Origin of the sequence: Bradyrhizobium sp. S69 (assembly GCF_009766005.1) — a bacterium.
GTDB lineage: Bacteria > Pseudomonadota > Alphaproteobacteria > Rhizobiales > Xanthobacteraceae > Bradyrhizobium.
Genome location: NZ_LMUK01000043.1, coordinates 149,808 through 164,474, shown reverse-complemented (window position 1 = coordinate 164,474; position 14,667 = coordinate 149,808). Strand labels below are relative to the sequence as shown.

The following is a 14,667-nucleotide window of genomic DNA, read 5'->3' as shown; positions in this document are numbered from 1 at the left end:
TGGACTCTCGTTCAGGTGCGGCATTGCAACGCTATCTTAAAATACTGATGCTAGGGGTTATGGGTCCCGGCGCAAGGCCGGGACGACGAAAGGGTAACCCCCCGTCACACGCTCTCATGCTTCCGCAGATCTCGCTCGTGATCGAACCGGTCGGCCTGCAAATCGGCGCCCGTGGCGGGGATCTCGGCAAGCGGGATCTCCGGTAGCGCGGCCTCGGCCAGGATATCGGCGGTGATGTTCTCGACCGCGCCATCGACGATCTCGTGAATGAAGCTGATGTTCTTGTATTCGCCGGAGGCCACGCGCGAGACCACTTCGCGGCGGGTGACTTCCGGATCGACGATGGCCTCGCGTCCGCGCCGGCCATAATCGATCATCACGACGAAATATTGCATGGCGGCAATATTTCTGAAAATCAGAAGTTTGTCAAGCGTTATTTTCTGAAAAACAGAAATTATCGGTTTTCAGGTTGCTCGCCGCGGCCCGCGCCGCGAATCACCCCCGGCGCGCGGTCATGACGGGCTGCTTTTGGCGGCCTTGCGGCTGCGGGCCGTGGCCTTGCTGCGCAGCCGTTCGATCTGTCCCCTGGGCAGGGTGACGCAGATCTCCCCGATCCATTCCAGCTTGACGCCCGTGATCGGCTTGGCGTTGAAACTCGTCAGGTTGACGACGGTGGCGGACTTGCCCCGCTCGATGGTCTTCAGGTAGCGCTCGCCGGTCTTCAGCCGGACCGCGGCCTCCTCGCCATAGAAGCTCGAGATCGGGTGGCGCTGCTCGCGATAGACCACGATGATGTCGCCATTCTCGTATTTCGGCAGCATCGAGTCGCCGGAGACCTCGAAAGCGATGGTTTCCTCGGCGATCGGGAACGGCAGTTCGACCTCGCCGAGGCCCTCCGGCGGCACCTGCTCGTGTTCCGGCTCGATCGCAGCGCCGGCGCCGACCCGGCCCATGATCGGTACCGAATTCAGGTCGAGATAAGCGATGATCAGGGCGATTTCGGAGGCCTTGATCAGGCGAATCCCGGACAGGATTTCGGACACCGCGCCGGCACGAACGCCCATCGCCGTCGCCAGACCGCCCTTGGTCTTGCCCGATTTCTGCAGCCCCCGCTCGATCAGTTTGATGTCCAGCATGTGCCATCCTTTCCGAATTTCAGAAATTAAATCAATTCCGATTATCAGAAATCGTACTTGACTTTGTTTTCGGAATATCAGAAATTAACCGAGGCGCCAAGGCCGGCGCACAGCAACAGGGATCAATTCATGGAACCGTCCAACTGGGCGCCCGAGCATTCGGGCGCGCTGCGGGAATACCTTGCCCTTGGCATGACATATTCGGCGATCGCGCGCGCCATCAACGCGAAGTTCAACACCCATTATACCCGCAACGCCGCGCTCAGCCGTGCCAGGCGCATCGGTCTGGTGAGCAACGAACGGCCAGCCGATTTGATCCCGCCGGCGCCGCAGTACCAGCCGCCAAGCCTGAGCCAGCTGCGCAAAGCCCAGGCCGCCACCGCGCGATGGTTGGTGCCGAATTTCGAGCGCGAGGAGCTACCAAAACTTCGCTGTGTCGATGTCGAGCCGCGTCATTTGTCGCTGCTTGACCTCGAAGCCTGCGATTGCCGCTATCCGTATGGGGGCGATGAGGAGGGCGAAGCGATCACCTTCTGCGGGCATCCGCGGCGCGAGGACTCCCGCTACTGCACGGCGCATTTTCATCTGACGCGCGGCCCTGGCGCTGCGCCGGATCGCACGGTCAGCGCTGCCTCGCTGCGAATCGTGGAGGCAGCATGAGTGTTCGCGGCACGATGTGAAGCCGCGAACGGCAGGAGGCAAAACATTTTTCTTAACCTTGCAAGGGAGTATTGCAAATTGGTACGGTTAAAACGTCATAAGCCATATAACCCCGCAAAAGTTCATGACCGGCGGTCGCGCGATTTGCCGCGCAACGCCGATGTCGCGGCTGTCGAGGTCGATGATCCGCTCGGGCTCGAGCCGGGCGACAAGATCGTCACGCTGCGCTCGCTGCGCAACGATCCCTTGGGCAAATTGCATTCGCATCGGCAGATCGACGAGGCCCAATTCCAAGGTGGGCGCGCGTTCCAGGACGATTGGGAGAAGGCGGAGCGCGGCCCGCAGGCGGTCGATCCGAGCAGGGAATATGTCGATGGCGGGCAGTTTCGCGAACCGATCACGGAAGGCCAGCGCAAGGCCGTGCTGCGCCTCAACCGCGTCGAGCGCGAACTCGGCGCCGATGGCTCGGCGTTGGTGCACGAGGTGTTGATTCTGGGGGCGACGATGGAGCAGATCAGCCAGCGGCGCGGACTGGGCGGTCAGCGCTGGCTGGATTATTTCGCGCGGCGGCTTCGCGAATGCCTGGACCGGCTGGCGCTGATTTACGGGTTTGCGACGCAGCAGCGGCCGTGATTCGCGCGACCCGTTGGCGTCGAAAACGCGCTAGCCATGATACGCTCGACAGGAAACGGGAGATCGACATGAAGCTACGGCTGGGATTTAGCGTCGCGCTGGTCGCGGTGCTGTTCGGAGTCTGGGTGCTGTTGTCGAAACCGTCTTGCCTCACCGGATACAAGGCCTCGTTTGTGCCGCCTGCCACATGGACTTGCGTTGCCGAATAGGACACCGATTTGGCGAGCAACATGCGCGATGTGGTATCTATAGCTGTATCTTCGGAAAAATCGCTTAAACTTAACATGGCCGCTTCATGCAACCTTAGATAACCCGGTGTATTTACGGGGTGCGACTTAGCCAACACAGAATCCGGAGGATAGGCGTGAAGCGTTTTTTTTTGAAGTTTTTGTCTGATCAATCGGGTGCGACCGCGATCGAATACGGTCTGATTGCAGCCGGGATCGCGCTAGCGATCGTCACAACCGTCAACACACTGGGTACCAATCTTAACGGTCAGTTTACCAGCATCAACACTGGGCTGAAATAGATCATTCGCCAGCGTCGTTTTCAATTCGAAGCGTTACCAGGAATCAACCAAACCGGAGCCCGCGCGAGAACTATCTCGCGCGGGCTTTTCGTGGAGATGCGTTCAATCAGCCGGCGGGCTCCCCGATCTTGTCGTACCCGCGCAGGCGGTAAACGGCGACCGAGACCAGCCAACTCAGGGCGAATATGCCGACGATCAAATAGCCCAGTGCGCCGAAATTATCGTTCAGCGCGGCGATGACATCCCAGAAGGTGCCGGCGAGGCCAAATTTGTCGCCAAGCAGGCCCAGTGCTTCGACGCTGCCGATAAGAAGTGCGACGACAATCGATACCAGCGTGATGGTCAAATTATAATACAGCTTGCGGATCGGCTTGATGAAGGCCCAGCCATAGGCGTTGACCATCAACACCCCATCGGTGGTATCGACCAGGGACATTCCGGCGGTGAACAGCGCCGGAAAAACCAGAATCGACCAAACCGGCAGTCCCGCCGACCCTTGCGCCGCGGAAATGCCGAGCAGCCCGACCTCGCTGGCCGTATCGAAGCCAAGGCCAAACAACAGCCCCAGCGGATACATGTGCCAACTCCTGGTTATGATAGCGAACAGCGATCGCAGCATGCGCCCGAGCAGGCCGCGCTGGGCAAGCATGTCATGCAAATCGTCCTCGATCAGCCGATCGCCGCGCTTGACCGCCGCGAACACCCGATACACCGAAACCAGGATCGCGATGTTCGCAAGCGAGATGCCGAGCAGGAACAGCGCGGACACGCTGGTGCCGATTACGCTGCCGATCTCCTTGAAGCCTTCGAACTTGGCCTGCAGCGCCGCCATCGACAGGGCAACGAAAGCCGATGCGATCACCACCACGGTGGAATGCCCCAGCGCGAAGAAAAAGCCGGCATAGAGCGGTCGCTTTCCCTCCTGCATCAATTTGCGCGTGACATTGTCGATCGCCGCGATGTGATCGGGATCGACGCCATGGCGCAGCCCGAATGTGTAGGCCAACGACGCGGTGCCGAGCAGAACCGGATAATCCCGGAATTCGACCAGCGCCCAGATCCACGCCAGCACATTGATTGCGATCAGGACGGCGTAGATGGCGACGGTCTTGCCGCGCAGGCCGACCGGTTCGTCGTCAAGGAAATCGGCGATGCCGCTCATGTGGCCTGTCTTCGTGGGGGCGTCGCGCGCCGATGTCATGCGTTGGCGTGCGGCCAGACTCCCACGGTGAGTATGATGCTGTCAATAATATATCATACCAGGAGGGCGTAGACGCCTCGGCTGGCGATCACGATCCATGAAGATCGCAACAGGAGCGGTTGTGCGTCACGCCCTAATGGTCGAAGCCGACCTTGACCAGGAACGCCAGTATGCCGCCGCCGGCGACGGCGAAAATGGCGCTGAAGATCAGCGGCGCGAACGAAACTTGCCGGTTGTCCGGCTCCAGCACCGCGGTCGCCGGGTGATCCGGATCATAATAGACGGGCACGCTGTCGCCCGGCGCGTACCGGCCCGCGGCCGTCTCGGCCTGCTCGCGTGTACCGTAGATCGCCGTCCAGCCGAAGCCGGCTGATGTGCCGACATAATCGCGCGCGTTGATCCGGTAGGCGTAGCGCAGATCGACCTGATAACGATAGACCATCCGCCGCACCGAACTGTCGTTGTCGCCGTCGTCCTCGATCTGCTCCTCGACCACGGAAGATGTCGTGATGGTGCCGGAAACGCTCGGCCATCGCCTGCTGGCGTTGGCGAGCCACCGTGTCCGCGCAAAGGAAACGACACCCAGGATCGCGACGAGAATGGCCGCACCCGGCAGCGCGAATGCGAACATCGGCACGCCATTATCAACGTAAAGCACGTGGCCCGCGATCGAATGCGCGGTCAGGACCAGCGCGATCACGCCGAAAACGACGGCGAAAACGATTGTCCCCGCGATATCGTTCTGCGCCCGGGGCTCGAGCAAGGCGCGCTTGGGATTGTTCGGGTTTACATAGACATCGACATGGGCGCCGAGCGGATATCGGGCGGCCTGCTGCATCGCCAGCATGCGCGTCGTCATCGGCACCTCGCCGATCCCGATACGATCGCCTTCGAGATCGTTGCCGTCGATGCGGTAGCGATAGCGAATGACGGGCGTGGCATCGGTCTCATCATCCGACAAATGCGATTGCGGCTGATCAACCTCGGAGGCGACGATGACGCCGTCGACCTTGCTCCATTTGCTGGCGGAACGTGTCTCACCGCGCAGCCGAACAAGCCTGAACAGCAGGCAAGCGAAATTCAGCAGGCATACGCCCGCGGCGATTTGCGTCCACAGCAATTGATGGGCGTCGAGCATGGGATCCAATGATTTTCAAGAAGCAGATCTTTAAGCGGAAAGCCGCGTCTATTGATGCGGCACGATGGTGTAGGGCGTCGAATAGGGTTCCACGCGCAGCGACGCATTGGCGAGCAAGCCGATTTTCGCGGTCGGGGCTTGCTGCAATTCGCCGTTCGGGCCGCGATGCACGTTATATTGCCACACCGTCATGTCGCCCTTTTGCGCCAGCGTGTGCGCGACCGCGCTGGCGTCGGACCCGCCAAGCGCCTTCATCTCATCGTCGGAGAGCCCAATCACGATTTCGTCCTTGACGGTCACGACCTTGAACAGGCTGACCTTGTTGTCCTGCGCTTGCGAAGCCGAGGCGCCGGCCACAAGGCAAGCCGCCAGAGCGGCGCGTTTCAAGTTGCCGGCACGATGAGGCATTGCATTGTCCCTTGATCCGGATGATGTGAAAGGCGCCTTCGGCGGGGCGCCGAAAGCGTGGAAAGCAACGCGGACCTGGTCGGTAGCGTCGATCCCGCCGGTATTTGGTCGCGGCGTAAAGCATCCGGGTTCACGCCGACCCGAGCCGCAACGGATAAAAAGAAAGGGGCCGAAGCCCCTTTCTCCATATCCCTTCTCTCTCGTGTTCGATCACCACTGATTCCACGCGTGCCAATGATGCCAGTGGTGCCAGCCGCCGTACCCCCAGCCGCCGTAGTACTGCGGGTGCCAGTGGTGCCAGCCGCCATATCCCCAGCCGCCGTAATAACGCGGATGCCAGTGATGCCAACCGCCATAATAAGACGATTGGTAGGTGCCGCCGCGATAATAGTGCTGGTGCCAGCAATGGCCCCATTCGTTGCAGACGTAATTGACCTGTTCAACGTTTGAAGCTTGCGACATTTGACCGGGAACGGCGATGGGCATCGCGGCTGCCGGAGCGGTAGCGAGAGCTATGCCGCCAAGTGCAGTAAGACCCACAAGTGCAGAAATAAGTTTCATGATGTTCTCCTCCTAACATCGGTTGGAGGCGGCCAACTGGAATTTGGTTCGGCGCATTACTGAGGTTTAATGCCGATGAACATTCGTGAACTTCCGGCAATGAATCGGGCACGTGCGTTTACGCCCATCGCGCGTGCGGCCGCACTTTCCAATTTGTAATCGGGCCGTTTCGAACGGCGATCGCGTTGCCTCTTACCAATCATCGCAAGGACGATCGAGAGGATGATGGAGGCTTCAATGAAGACGATGTCATGGTCGCGGTATCACGCTTTGTCGTGGGCGCGAATCCGCCCCCATCTGCGTGGCCGCCGTGCCAAGCGGGTACGGCGCATGGCCAAGGCCGCCGCTATCGCCGCCTCCACGGCCCCCGCAACCCCGGCGGTTCGGCCGGGCGCAGAAGACCCGCCACGCCGGGGCCGAGCGGATTTCGGATTCCTGGCCGGAGTTTCTCGTGCCTTAAGCCGGATTTTTCGAACCAAGGCGCTGCCAGGCGAGACCGATATCTGACACACTCCCCCTCGGAATCGATCGCATAACGGATGCCATGACAAACCTGCAGATCACGCTGCCATTCTGGGTTCGTGCCATTCTTCTCGCCGGCGTGTTTTGCATCGTCGCGGGTGCGGGGCTGATCTCGTACCGCTACTACATGCAGCCGAAGACGCTGACCATCGCGGTCGGATCGCTCGACGGCCAGGCCAAGCTGCTCGCATCGGCGATCGCCGGCCGGCTTGCCACCACCGACTCGCCGATCAGGCTCAAGGTCGAGAATGCCGGCAGCGTGCTCGATGCGGCCAAGGCGTTCGACGCCGGCACCGCCGATCTCGCCGTGGTCCGGGCCGATGTCGGCGATCTCCAACAGGCCCGCGCCGTGGCGCTGACCGGGCACGGCGTGGTGATGATCGTGGCGCCGCCGGGCTCGCCGATCACCAGCATTGCGAAATTGCGCGACCACACCGTTGGCGTGGTGGGCGGCGAAATCAACCACGGCGTCGTCGAGGTCTTGAAGAAGGAATATGACCTCGGCCATGCCAACGTCACCTTCAAGGACGTCGTGCCTTCGGATGCGCGCCGCGCGATCCAGGCCAAGGAGGTCAGCGTATTGCTGATGGTGCTACCGCTGACCGAGCGATACCTGACGCTGGTCAAGAGCCTGTTTCGTGAAAGCCCCAATTCGGCGCCGGTCTTGATCCCGATCGATTCCGCCGGCGCCATCACCGACGTCAAGGGTCCCTATGAGAGTTTCGACATTCCAAAAGGCACGCTGCGCGGTGCGCCGCCGGTGCCGGACGACGACGTCACCACCTTGCGGGTTGGCTTTTACCTGATTGCCAACCGCCATTTGAGCGCCAGTTTGGTCGGCGAACTCGCCAAGAAGCTGATGAGTGTCCGCCGCGACCTGATCGGCGAGCAACCGCTGCTGGCAGGGATTGCCGCGCCCGACACCGATTCCGATGCTTTCCTCGCGGTGCATCCGGGTGCGGCAGCCTTCTACAACGGCACCCAGGAAAGTTTCATGGATCGCTACGGCAACGCGATCTATCTGACGCCGATGGTGCTCGGCGCGATGGCCTCGGTGTTCGCCGCCGCCTGGCGTTTTCTCGGGGTGCGTCCGCTAGACCCTTCGCAAACGACGCTGGGCGCGCTGTGCAGCCTGCCGGGGCGGGTGCGGAAAACCGACGATGAGGCCGAGCTTGCCGCGATCGAAGAGGAAATCGATCATATCCTTCACGCCCAGCTGGCGAGATCGGCCGACAGCGACGCGAGCGCGTCGGAAACCCACGCCTTGATCGCGGCGGCGCATCGGCTGGATAATCTGATCCATCGCCGCCGCATGGCGCTGGCGGCGCAGGCGCAGCCGCGCGCCGAGCCCAGTTCGCCGAGCTGAGGAAACATCGCGATGACGAGTCGTTTTTGCCGAAGATGGCTATGCGCTGGGCTGCTGACGGCAACCGTCGCCATGCTTGCTCCGGCTTCCGCCGAGCAAGGCTATCGTCCGTATCGCAATTGGCGTTTTGGCGTCAGCGCGGAGGTGCCGTCGGACTGGAAAGCCGGCCGGGAGCCGGACAACAACGATGGATTGGCGTTCACTTCACCCGATGGCGCCGCGACCATCACGGTATCCGGGATACTCAATGCGGACGACGCGCCGGCGGCGGAGCTGATCGCGGACGAGCAGCGCGCGCGCGACGGCGAGACCGTGACGTATCGAAAGGCGAGCGCGCGCCAAGTGGTGATTTCCGGCACAAGCGGCGACATGATTTTCTATCGGAAAGCCATTCTGTCGTGCAACGACCAGATCGTGAATCACCTGTTGATCATATATCCGGCGGCGCAAAAGCAGGCCTTTGACGCTCTGGTGTCCCATGTCGCGGCTTCGATGCGAAGCTCGCCGGGAGAGCAGATACCGAAATGCAAATAACGCCGCACGGTCGCGATAGCGAACCGCTTTACCTGCTTCAGGGCGCGACGAGGGCATGACGGGTCGAGGAAAAATCTGGCTAACGGCAATCCGCACCCCATATTCCTTCTGGAACCTCCAGCCTGGGAAAAATTCGATGCCCCGCAATTCGGCGCTTGTGCTCATCCCGCTGCTGGCCAGCCTGTTCGCACCCGTGAACGCCTACGCGCAGCTTACGCCGCCGGCGGGATCGGCAGGCGCGGGCAATTCGCCGATCAACGGCATCCCGTTCGGTCCCGCCAATCCCCGCGTGCTCAGTGATCCCAGCGGCATCGGCAACGCGTCGAGTCTCCCACCGCTCGGTAGAAACACGCCACCGCCGCCGGTTGTCTACGGACCGATCGGCTCACCCCCGTCACGCGTGGTCGCGCCCACCGTGGGCGCGTCACAGCGCATATTCAGCGCGGATGAAGTTGTCCCAAGAGGGCCGCCAACGCGTCGCCGCGGCCGGCCCCAAATCAGCAAGTTCACGGGCATTTGCCGGGGCTGTTAGCGCTGCTGATTCATCGGTGAGGCGGCGCGCGGCGGGTTGACGATCAATAGCACCGCAACGATGGCCGAGAGCGCGACGGCGCCCGCGCCCGCGAGGTAGACCGTACCGACGCTGCTGGCGCCGGCAATCGCGCCTGCGGCCGGGCCGGTAATCCCTAAGGAGATGTCGAGGAAGGCGATGAAGGCGCCCATCGCCGCGCCGCGGCTGTGCGGCGGGGCGCGTCGCACGGCTTCGACGCCGAAGCCGGGGAACGCCAGCGAAAAGCCAAATCCGGTCAGCGCGGCACCGGCGTAGGCCATCAGCACGTGGTCGGCCTGCCAGATCATCAATTGGCCCGCGGCCTCGATCAGCACACAAACCAGCGCCACCTTGCCGCCGCCGATCTTGTCGGGCAGGTGCGCGAACATCAGACGCGCGCCGATGAAGGCGACACCGAAAGCGGTAAAGGCGAGCGAAGCGCTGCCCCAGTTCCTGGCGACGAACAACAATGCGGCGAAGGTTGTGATAACGCCGAGGCCGACACCGCACAGCAGCAGCCCCAATCCCGGCATCCACACCGTTCCCAATACCTTGTAGAATGGCATGCGACGCGCCGAGGATGCCGGTGGCGCGCGCGCGGGCAGCACCACGGCCAACCCTAGCAGTGGAATGATCGTAGTTCCGATGGCGATGCCGACAAAGCCATAGGGGTCATAAATCAGCGTACCGAGCGGTGCGCCGATGGCATAGGCGGCGTACATCGCGATTCCGACCCACGCCATGACCTTGCCGGCATGTTGCGGGCCGACCAGGCCAAGGCCCCAGCTCAGGGCCCCCGTGATGATCAGGCTCTCGCCGCAGCCGAGCAGGACGCGGCCGATCAGGAGTACGCCGAGCGAGATCACCGGGCTCGCGATGAAAGCCAGCGATGCGAGATAGGCCAAGCCGGAGATCGCCGCGATCACAAGGCCGATCATCATGGCGCGCTTGGCGCCGCTGACATCGGCGAAGCCGCCCGCCCATGCCCGCGACAGCAACGCCGCGGCGAATTGCGCGCCAACCACAACGCCGACGATCACGGGGCTCAGGCCGAGCGTGAAGTGCAGGTGCAACGGCAACACCGGCAACGGCAGCCCGATGGTGAGGAAGCCGACAAACACCGCCGACGCGATCGGCAGCATCTTGAGGAACACGTTGTGTTCCGTGGGAGGAGGCGCGGGTGAGGGCGCAGGAGTGGGAGCAAGCGAAGGCGCTGGTGAGCGCGCGGAGGCAGCGGAGTTTGTCATCTGTCTTGTTGTTTCTTTTTGATAATGCGGGTTTCCGATCAGTGCAAATTATGTACCCGATCGGCCCGTCGTTTGAAAAAGGCCCAGAAGGTTTCGATCAATCCGGGGTCGAAGATTTCATCATGCTTTTGCGCAAGCTCCCCGGGCGCCGTCGCGGTGTAGGCGAGCCCGGTCGCGAGCAATGCGAGTTGCGACCGGCAGGCCCGCTCCAGGAACAGGCCCATCATGACAGCGGAAGCGATATCCCGCCCGACAAAGCAAATGCCGTGATTTTGCATCAGCACGGTCGACGCGCCGCCCAGCGCATCGGCGAGGCTTTCGCCAAGCGAGGGCGTATCGATCAGGCCGGTGGTTTCGCTGAAGCGGGAAGGCACGCCGCCGAGATACACCGCCTCGTTGGTGACGGCGGCCAATTCGACCTCGATCGCCGAGAACGCGGTGGCGTGGAATGGATGGCTGTGGCCTGCGACGATGACGTCCGGCCGCCGCCGCATGATCTCGGTATGAATGGGCCACTCCTTGTGCAGCCGTCCGTCACCGGACAGCCGTTTACCGGAAAAGTCGATCAATACGAAATCTCCGCCGTCGCGCACCTCGCCGAGCCCGATGCCGGAGCGCTTGAGCCACACCCCGCGTCCATCGGGATCGCGCAGCGACAGATGGCCCAGCGTCATGTCGGCGTGGCCTTCCATGTGGAGGATGCGGCAGCCATAAGCCAGTTCGGTGAGTGCCGTCGTCAGGTCGTGGTCTGCCATGGGATTGTTCCGGCTAGCGGTCAGCTGCGTTCGATCGCGATCGCGGCGGCGTCGAGCGCTGCGGCGATATCGCGGATCTGCTGCTCGGTGAGGGGACCGCGGGCTTCACGCAGCCGAAGCGCCATCTTCAGGTTTTCCCGCGCACGTGTGATCTCCGGCGCCGGGCCGCCACCATGCGCGGTGTTGACCGATTGCATGCGCTGCAATGCGTTGTCCACGGTGCTCTTGTTGGCGGCGAGGTAGGCGGTGCCGTCTGCGGTGATGGCGTAAAGCCTCTTGCCGGCGTTCTCGCTCACGGTGGCGTGGCCGAGTTCTTCAAGCATGGTCAGGGTCGGATAGATCACGCCGGGGCTCGGCGTGTAGGTGCCGGCGACGCGGTCCTCGATCTCCTTGATGATCTCGTAGCCGTGACGGGGGCGTTCGGAAATCAGGGCAAGCACCACCAGGCGAAGTTCGCCATGGTCGAACATGCGCCCCGGTCGGCGCACAAACCGGTGCCGGCCACGCCCATGATGTTCATGATCGCGGTCGCGACCGCGGTGCTCGTGGCGAAAATCGCCGTCTTCGAATGATCCCCGCCGATGCGGTCCGCCGCGGGTGTCGTGATCTGAATGTCTGTGTCTCATTGTTTGGTTCTCTCTTTCGATGCAGTTTCGATATATCTGAAACTTAGATATATCTAGACTGGATCGATATCGATTTCAAGACCTCGATTTTGCTTGAATCAGGAGGTCGGACGTCGTTTGACCTGTCCTGGAAGACTCTGTTTAACCTTGGATATTTAGCCATGCGGCGAATAGCAGTCTCAATCTCCGCATGATATGCGGTGAATATTCTTGCTTCGAGCGCGACGCTCCCTATTATCTCCGCAAGTGGGGCGGAGAATAGATGTCCGAGTATGTTCACCAATTGCCCGACTGGCCGCAGTTTACCTGGGACCAGCACCGCCTTGCCGGGCTGCTCGCCGCCGTGCGGCACCGTCAGGGGCGTCTGATTGGGCGCATGCAGGCGCTTGGATTTGCGCTGCGCCAAGAGGCGGTTCTGCAAACGCTCACCGAGGAGGTGCTCAAGTCCAGCGAGATCGAGGGCGAAGTCTTCGACAAGGAGGAGGTCCGATCCTCGATAGCGCACCGTCTCGGAATCGAGGCCGCTGGCCTGCCGTCCGTCGACCGCAATGTCGAAGGCGTGGTCGAAATGATGCTCGATGCCACCCAGAAATTCGGCGAGCCGTTGACCTCCGAACGATTGCTGGCCTGGCATGCGTCTCTGTTTCCCACCGGACGAAGCGGCATGCGAAAAATCCTCGTTGGCACGTGGCGGGATGATCGATCGGGTCCGATGCAAGTGGTGTCGGGCGCTGAAGGGCGCGAGCGCGTTCATTATGAAGCGCCCGCCGCTGCACGGCTGGATGTGGACATCAAAGCCTTCCTCGACTGGTTTAACGGCGAGGGCGATATCGATCCGGTTCTGAAGGCAGCCCTGGCGCATCTGTGGTTTGTGACGGTCCATCCGTTCGACGACGGCAACGGTCGCATCGCGCGTGCAATCGCCGACATGTCGCTCGCCCGGTCGGAAGACAGCCCGCAACGCTTCTACAGCATGTCGGCGCAAATCCGGGTCGAGCGGAAGGACTATTACGACATGCTTGAAGCGACGCAGAAAGCCACGCTCGACGTCACATCATGGATCGAGTGGTTTCTCGGGTGCCTCGATCGCGCTTTCGAAGGCGCGGAGAAGACGCTTTCGTCTGTTTTCCGAAGGGCAGAATTCTGGAGGACGCATGCCACCGTGCCGCTCAACGATCGTCAGCGCGACATGATCAACCGCTTGCTGGACGGTTTCGACGGCAAGCTCAGCTCTTCGAAATGGGCCACCATCGAGAAATGCTCGCCGGATACGGCACTGCGCGATATCGTCGATCTGGTTGAGCGTCGGATTCTTCGAAAAGATGAAGGCGGCGGCCGCAGCACGAGCTATTCACTGGCCAAAGATGCAGCCGAATAACATCCATGTCGAACCAGCCCTTGTAGGCATCAGCCAATAGACCGTAAAATCAGCCGGCGCAGGGCCAACCTGCGGCTTCAAGACCCGTATCAGAAGAGGAAATGCCGATCATGACCGCCATACCGCAATTGCCGGAACGCACGCCGCGCGCAAAGGGCCAGCCCACGGCGCTCGACGGCCTGCTGGTGGTGGACTTCACCCGGGTGGTCGCCGGTCCTGCCTGCACCCAAACGCTGGCCGATTTCGGCGCCGAGGTGATCAAGATCGAAAATCCGGAAGGCGGCGACGACAGCCGGGCCTATGAACATGCGGAAATCGGTGGCGAGAGCGCGGCCTTTCTCAGCCTCAATCGCAACAAGCGCGGCATCGCGCTCGACTTCACCAAGCCCGAGGCGCTTGCGGTCGCGCGCGACCTGATCGCGAAGGCCGACGTGGTGGTGGAGAATTTCTCCGGCGGCGTGATGAAGAAGTTCGGGCTCGACTATGCGTCGGTGGCGCCGACCAATCCGCGGCTGGTCTATTGCTCGATCTCGGCCTATGGCCGCAAGGGGGAGTTCGCGTTGCGCCCGGGCTTCGATCCGATCACCCAGGCCGAAAGCGGCTTCATGTCGCTGAACGGTTTTGCCGATGGGGAAGCGGTGCGCACCGGGCCGCCGATCGTCGATCTCGCGACCGGCATGTCGGCCTGCAACGCCATCCTGCTGGCGCTCTTGGCCCGCGACCGGCTCGGGCGCGGCCAGCATGTCGAGGTCGCCCTGATCGACATCGCGGTGGCGATGACCGCGTTTTACGGCATGGCCTATCTGATCAGCGGCAAGAATCCCGGTCGTTTCGGCAACTCGCCGAACGGTTCGCCCAGCGTCGGCGTCTATCATGCCGCCGATGGCCCGTTCTATATCGCCTGCGCCAATGACCGGCTCTATCGGCGTCTTGTCGTCGACGTGCTGGAGCGCCCCGATCTGATGACCGACGAGCGCTTTGCCAATCGAAGGGCGCGTTCGGCCAACAAGGAAGCGCTGCGCCGCATCATTGGCGAGGTATTTGCCACCGACGTGCGCGAGAACTGGATGGCGAAGATGAAGAAGGTCAACGTGCCTGTCGGCTATCTGCGTACCGTCGAGGAGGGGTTCAATGCGCCCGAAGTACGCGACCGCCATCGCCTCAGCCGGATCGAGCATCCAACCGCGGGTTCGGTCCCCAATATCGAATCCCCGCTCAGCCTGAGCCTGACCCCGATCATCGATCCGGTGGCAGCACCCTTGCTCGGCCAACACACCAACGAGGTCCTGCGCCAGAAACTCGGCTATGATGACGACCAAATCGCAAAGCTTGCCGCCGCGGGCGCGTTCGGCGCCCCCTCGCGCGATGTCTGAGATCGCCGCAACCGCGTGTGCGTCATATCACATTTTAATGAGGTGCTTGT

At 62.0% G+C, this 14,667-nt stretch carries 18 protein-coding genes; 9 read left to right on the top strand and 9 right to left on the bottom strand.

The window, feature by feature from the left end; genetic code table 11:
* Positions 1–104: 104 nt before the first annotated feature.
* Together GSQ88_RS23260 and GSQ88_RS23255 are read right to left on the bottom strand one after the other, a co-directional pair.
* Positions 105–395 carry a hypothetical protein gene (locus tag GSQ88_RS23260; RefSeq protein WP_159010098.1) on the bottom strand — a complete coding sequence of 97 codons (291 nt, stop codon included), beginning with the start codon at positions 393–395 and terminating at the stop codon, positions 105–107.
* 117 nt (positions 396–512) lie between these two features.
* Entirely contained in the window at positions 513–1,136 is a 624-nt protein-coding gene (locus GSQ88_RS23255) for a S24 family peptidase (protein ID WP_159010097.1), read from the bottom strand.
* A gap of 129 nt (positions 1,137–1,265) precedes the next feature.
* On the opposite strand from GSQ88_RS23255, the gene GSQ88_RS23250 reads away from it, so the two are divergent.
* The 4 genes from GSQ88_RS23250 to GSQ88_RS23235 all read left to right on the top strand — a co-directional run bounded on the left by GSQ88_RS23250 (position 1,266) and on the right by GSQ88_RS23235 (position 2,958).
* Complete coding sequence (locus GSQ88_RS23250; RefSeq protein ID WP_159010096.1) at positions 1,266–1,796, top strand: GcrA family cell cycle regulator; 531 nt, start codon at positions 1,266–1,268, stop codon at positions 1,794–1,796.
* 78 nt (positions 1,797–1,874) lie between these two features.
* Positions 1,875–2,429 (top strand): hypothetical protein, encoded by a 555-nt coding sequence (locus GSQ88_RS23245; protein WP_159010095.1) that lies wholly within the window; start codon positions 1,875–1,877, stop codon positions 2,427–2,429.
* Between the two features lie 68 nt (positions 2,430–2,497).
* On the top strand, positions 2,498–2,638 hold the full coding sequence (locus GSQ88_RS23240; protein WP_159010094.1) for a hypothetical protein: 141 nt from the start codon (positions 2,498–2,500) through the stop codon (positions 2,636–2,638).
* A 155-nt stretch (positions 2,639–2,793) separates the two neighbouring features.
* Positions 2,794–2,958 carry a Flp family type IVb pilin gene (locus tag GSQ88_RS23235; protein WP_159010093.1) on the top strand — a complete coding sequence of 55 codons (165 nt, stop codon included), beginning with the start codon at positions 2,794–2,796 and terminating at the stop codon, positions 2,956–2,958.
* Positions 2,959–3,064: 106 nt separating this feature from the next.
* Here the strand turns inward: GSQ88_RS23235 and GSQ88_RS23230 are convergent, their stop codons facing one another.
* The 4 genes from GSQ88_RS23230 to GSQ88_RS23215 all read right to left on the bottom strand — a co-directional run bounded on the left by GSQ88_RS23230 (position 3,065) and on the right by GSQ88_RS23215 (position 6,266).
* Positions 3,065–4,120: a HoxN/HupN/NixA family nickel/cobalt transporter gene (locus tag GSQ88_RS23230; protein WP_159010092.1), complete on the bottom strand. Its 1,056-nt coding sequence runs from the start codon at positions 4,118–4,120 to the stop codon at positions 3,065–3,067.
* Between the two features lie 172 nt (positions 4,121–4,292).
* Positions 4,293–5,297: a DUF3592 domain-containing protein gene (locus GSQ88_RS23225; RefSeq protein WP_159010091.1), complete on the bottom strand. Its 1,005-nt coding sequence runs from the start codon at positions 5,295–5,297 to the stop codon at positions 4,293–4,295.
* A 48-nt stretch (positions 5,298–5,345) separates the two neighbouring features.
* Positions 5,346–5,705 carry a hypothetical protein gene (locus GSQ88_RS23220; RefSeq protein WP_159010090.1) on the bottom strand — a complete coding sequence of 120 codons (360 nt, stop codon included), beginning with the start codon at positions 5,703–5,705 and terminating at the stop codon, positions 5,346–5,348.
* 210 nt (positions 5,706–5,915) lie between these two features.
* The gene (locus tag GSQ88_RS23215; protein ID WP_159010089.1) at positions 5,916–6,266 is read right to left on the bottom strand and encodes a hypothetical protein; all 351 of its coding nucleotides are present in this window, start codon (positions 6,264–6,266) and stop codon (positions 5,916–5,918) included.
* A gap of 544 nt (positions 6,267–6,810) precedes the next feature.
* On the opposite strand from GSQ88_RS23215, the gene GSQ88_RS23210 reads away from it, so the two are divergent.
* The 3 genes from GSQ88_RS23210 to GSQ88_RS23200 all read left to right on the top strand — a co-directional run bounded on the left by GSQ88_RS23210 (position 6,811) and on the right by GSQ88_RS23200 (position 9,220).
* Positions 6,811–8,154 carry a TAXI family TRAP transporter solute-binding subunit gene (locus GSQ88_RS23210; RefSeq protein WP_159010088.1) on the top strand — a complete coding sequence of 448 codons (1,344 nt, stop codon included), beginning with the start codon at positions 6,811–6,813 and terminating at the stop codon, positions 8,152–8,154.
* 12 nt (positions 8,155–8,166) lie between these two features.
* A complete protein-coding gene (locus GSQ88_RS23205; protein WP_159010087.1) occupies positions 8,167–8,688 on the top strand; it encodes a hypothetical protein in 522 nt (173 codons plus the stop codon).
* A gap of 136 nt (positions 8,689–8,824) precedes the next feature.
* Complete coding sequence (locus tag GSQ88_RS23200; protein ID WP_159010086.1) at positions 8,825–9,220, top strand: hypothetical protein; 396 nt, start codon at positions 8,825–8,827, stop codon at positions 9,218–9,220.
* On the opposite strand, the gene GSQ88_RS23195 is transcribed toward GSQ88_RS23200, so the two are convergent.
* Genes GSQ88_RS23195 through GSQ88_RS23185 form a run of 3 tightly spaced genes read right to left on the bottom strand, consistent with a single transcriptional unit; the run spans position 9,217 to position 11,710 of the window.
* The gene (locus GSQ88_RS23195) at positions 9,217–10,485 is read right to left on the bottom strand and encodes an arabinose transporter (protein WP_159010085.1); all 1,269 of its coding nucleotides are present in this window, start codon (positions 10,483–10,485) and stop codon (positions 9,217–9,219) included. The two genes, GSQ88_RS23200 and GSQ88_RS23195, sit on opposite strands and share 4 nt — an antisense overlap.
* Before the next feature lie 38 nt (positions 10,486–10,523).
* Complete coding sequence (locus GSQ88_RS23190; RefSeq protein WP_159010084.1) at positions 10,524–11,240, bottom strand: class II aldolase/adducin family protein; 717 nt, start codon at positions 11,238–11,240, stop codon at positions 10,524–10,526.
* Between the two features lie 20 nt (positions 11,241–11,260).
* Positions 11,261–11,710: a PadR family transcriptional regulator gene (locus GSQ88_RS23185; RefSeq protein WP_159010083.1), complete on the bottom strand. Its 450-nt coding sequence runs from the start codon at positions 11,708–11,710 to the stop codon at positions 11,261–11,263.
* A 418-nt stretch (positions 11,711–12,128) separates the two neighbouring features.
* On the opposite strand from GSQ88_RS23185, the gene GSQ88_RS23180 reads away from it, so the two are divergent.
* Both GSQ88_RS23180 and GSQ88_RS23175 read left to right on the top strand, forming a co-directional pair.
* Positions 12,129–13,244: a Fic family protein gene (locus GSQ88_RS23180; RefSeq protein WP_159010082.1), complete on the top strand. Its 1,116-nt coding sequence runs from the start codon at positions 12,129–12,131 to the stop codon at positions 13,242–13,244.
* A 110-nt stretch (positions 13,245–13,354) separates the two neighbouring features.
* Complete coding sequence (locus tag GSQ88_RS23175) at positions 13,355–14,617, top strand: CaiB/BaiF CoA transferase family protein (protein WP_159010081.1); 1,263 nt, start codon at positions 13,355–13,357, stop codon at positions 14,615–14,617.
* The last annotated feature ends 50 nt before the right edge of the window (positions 14,618–14,667 follow it).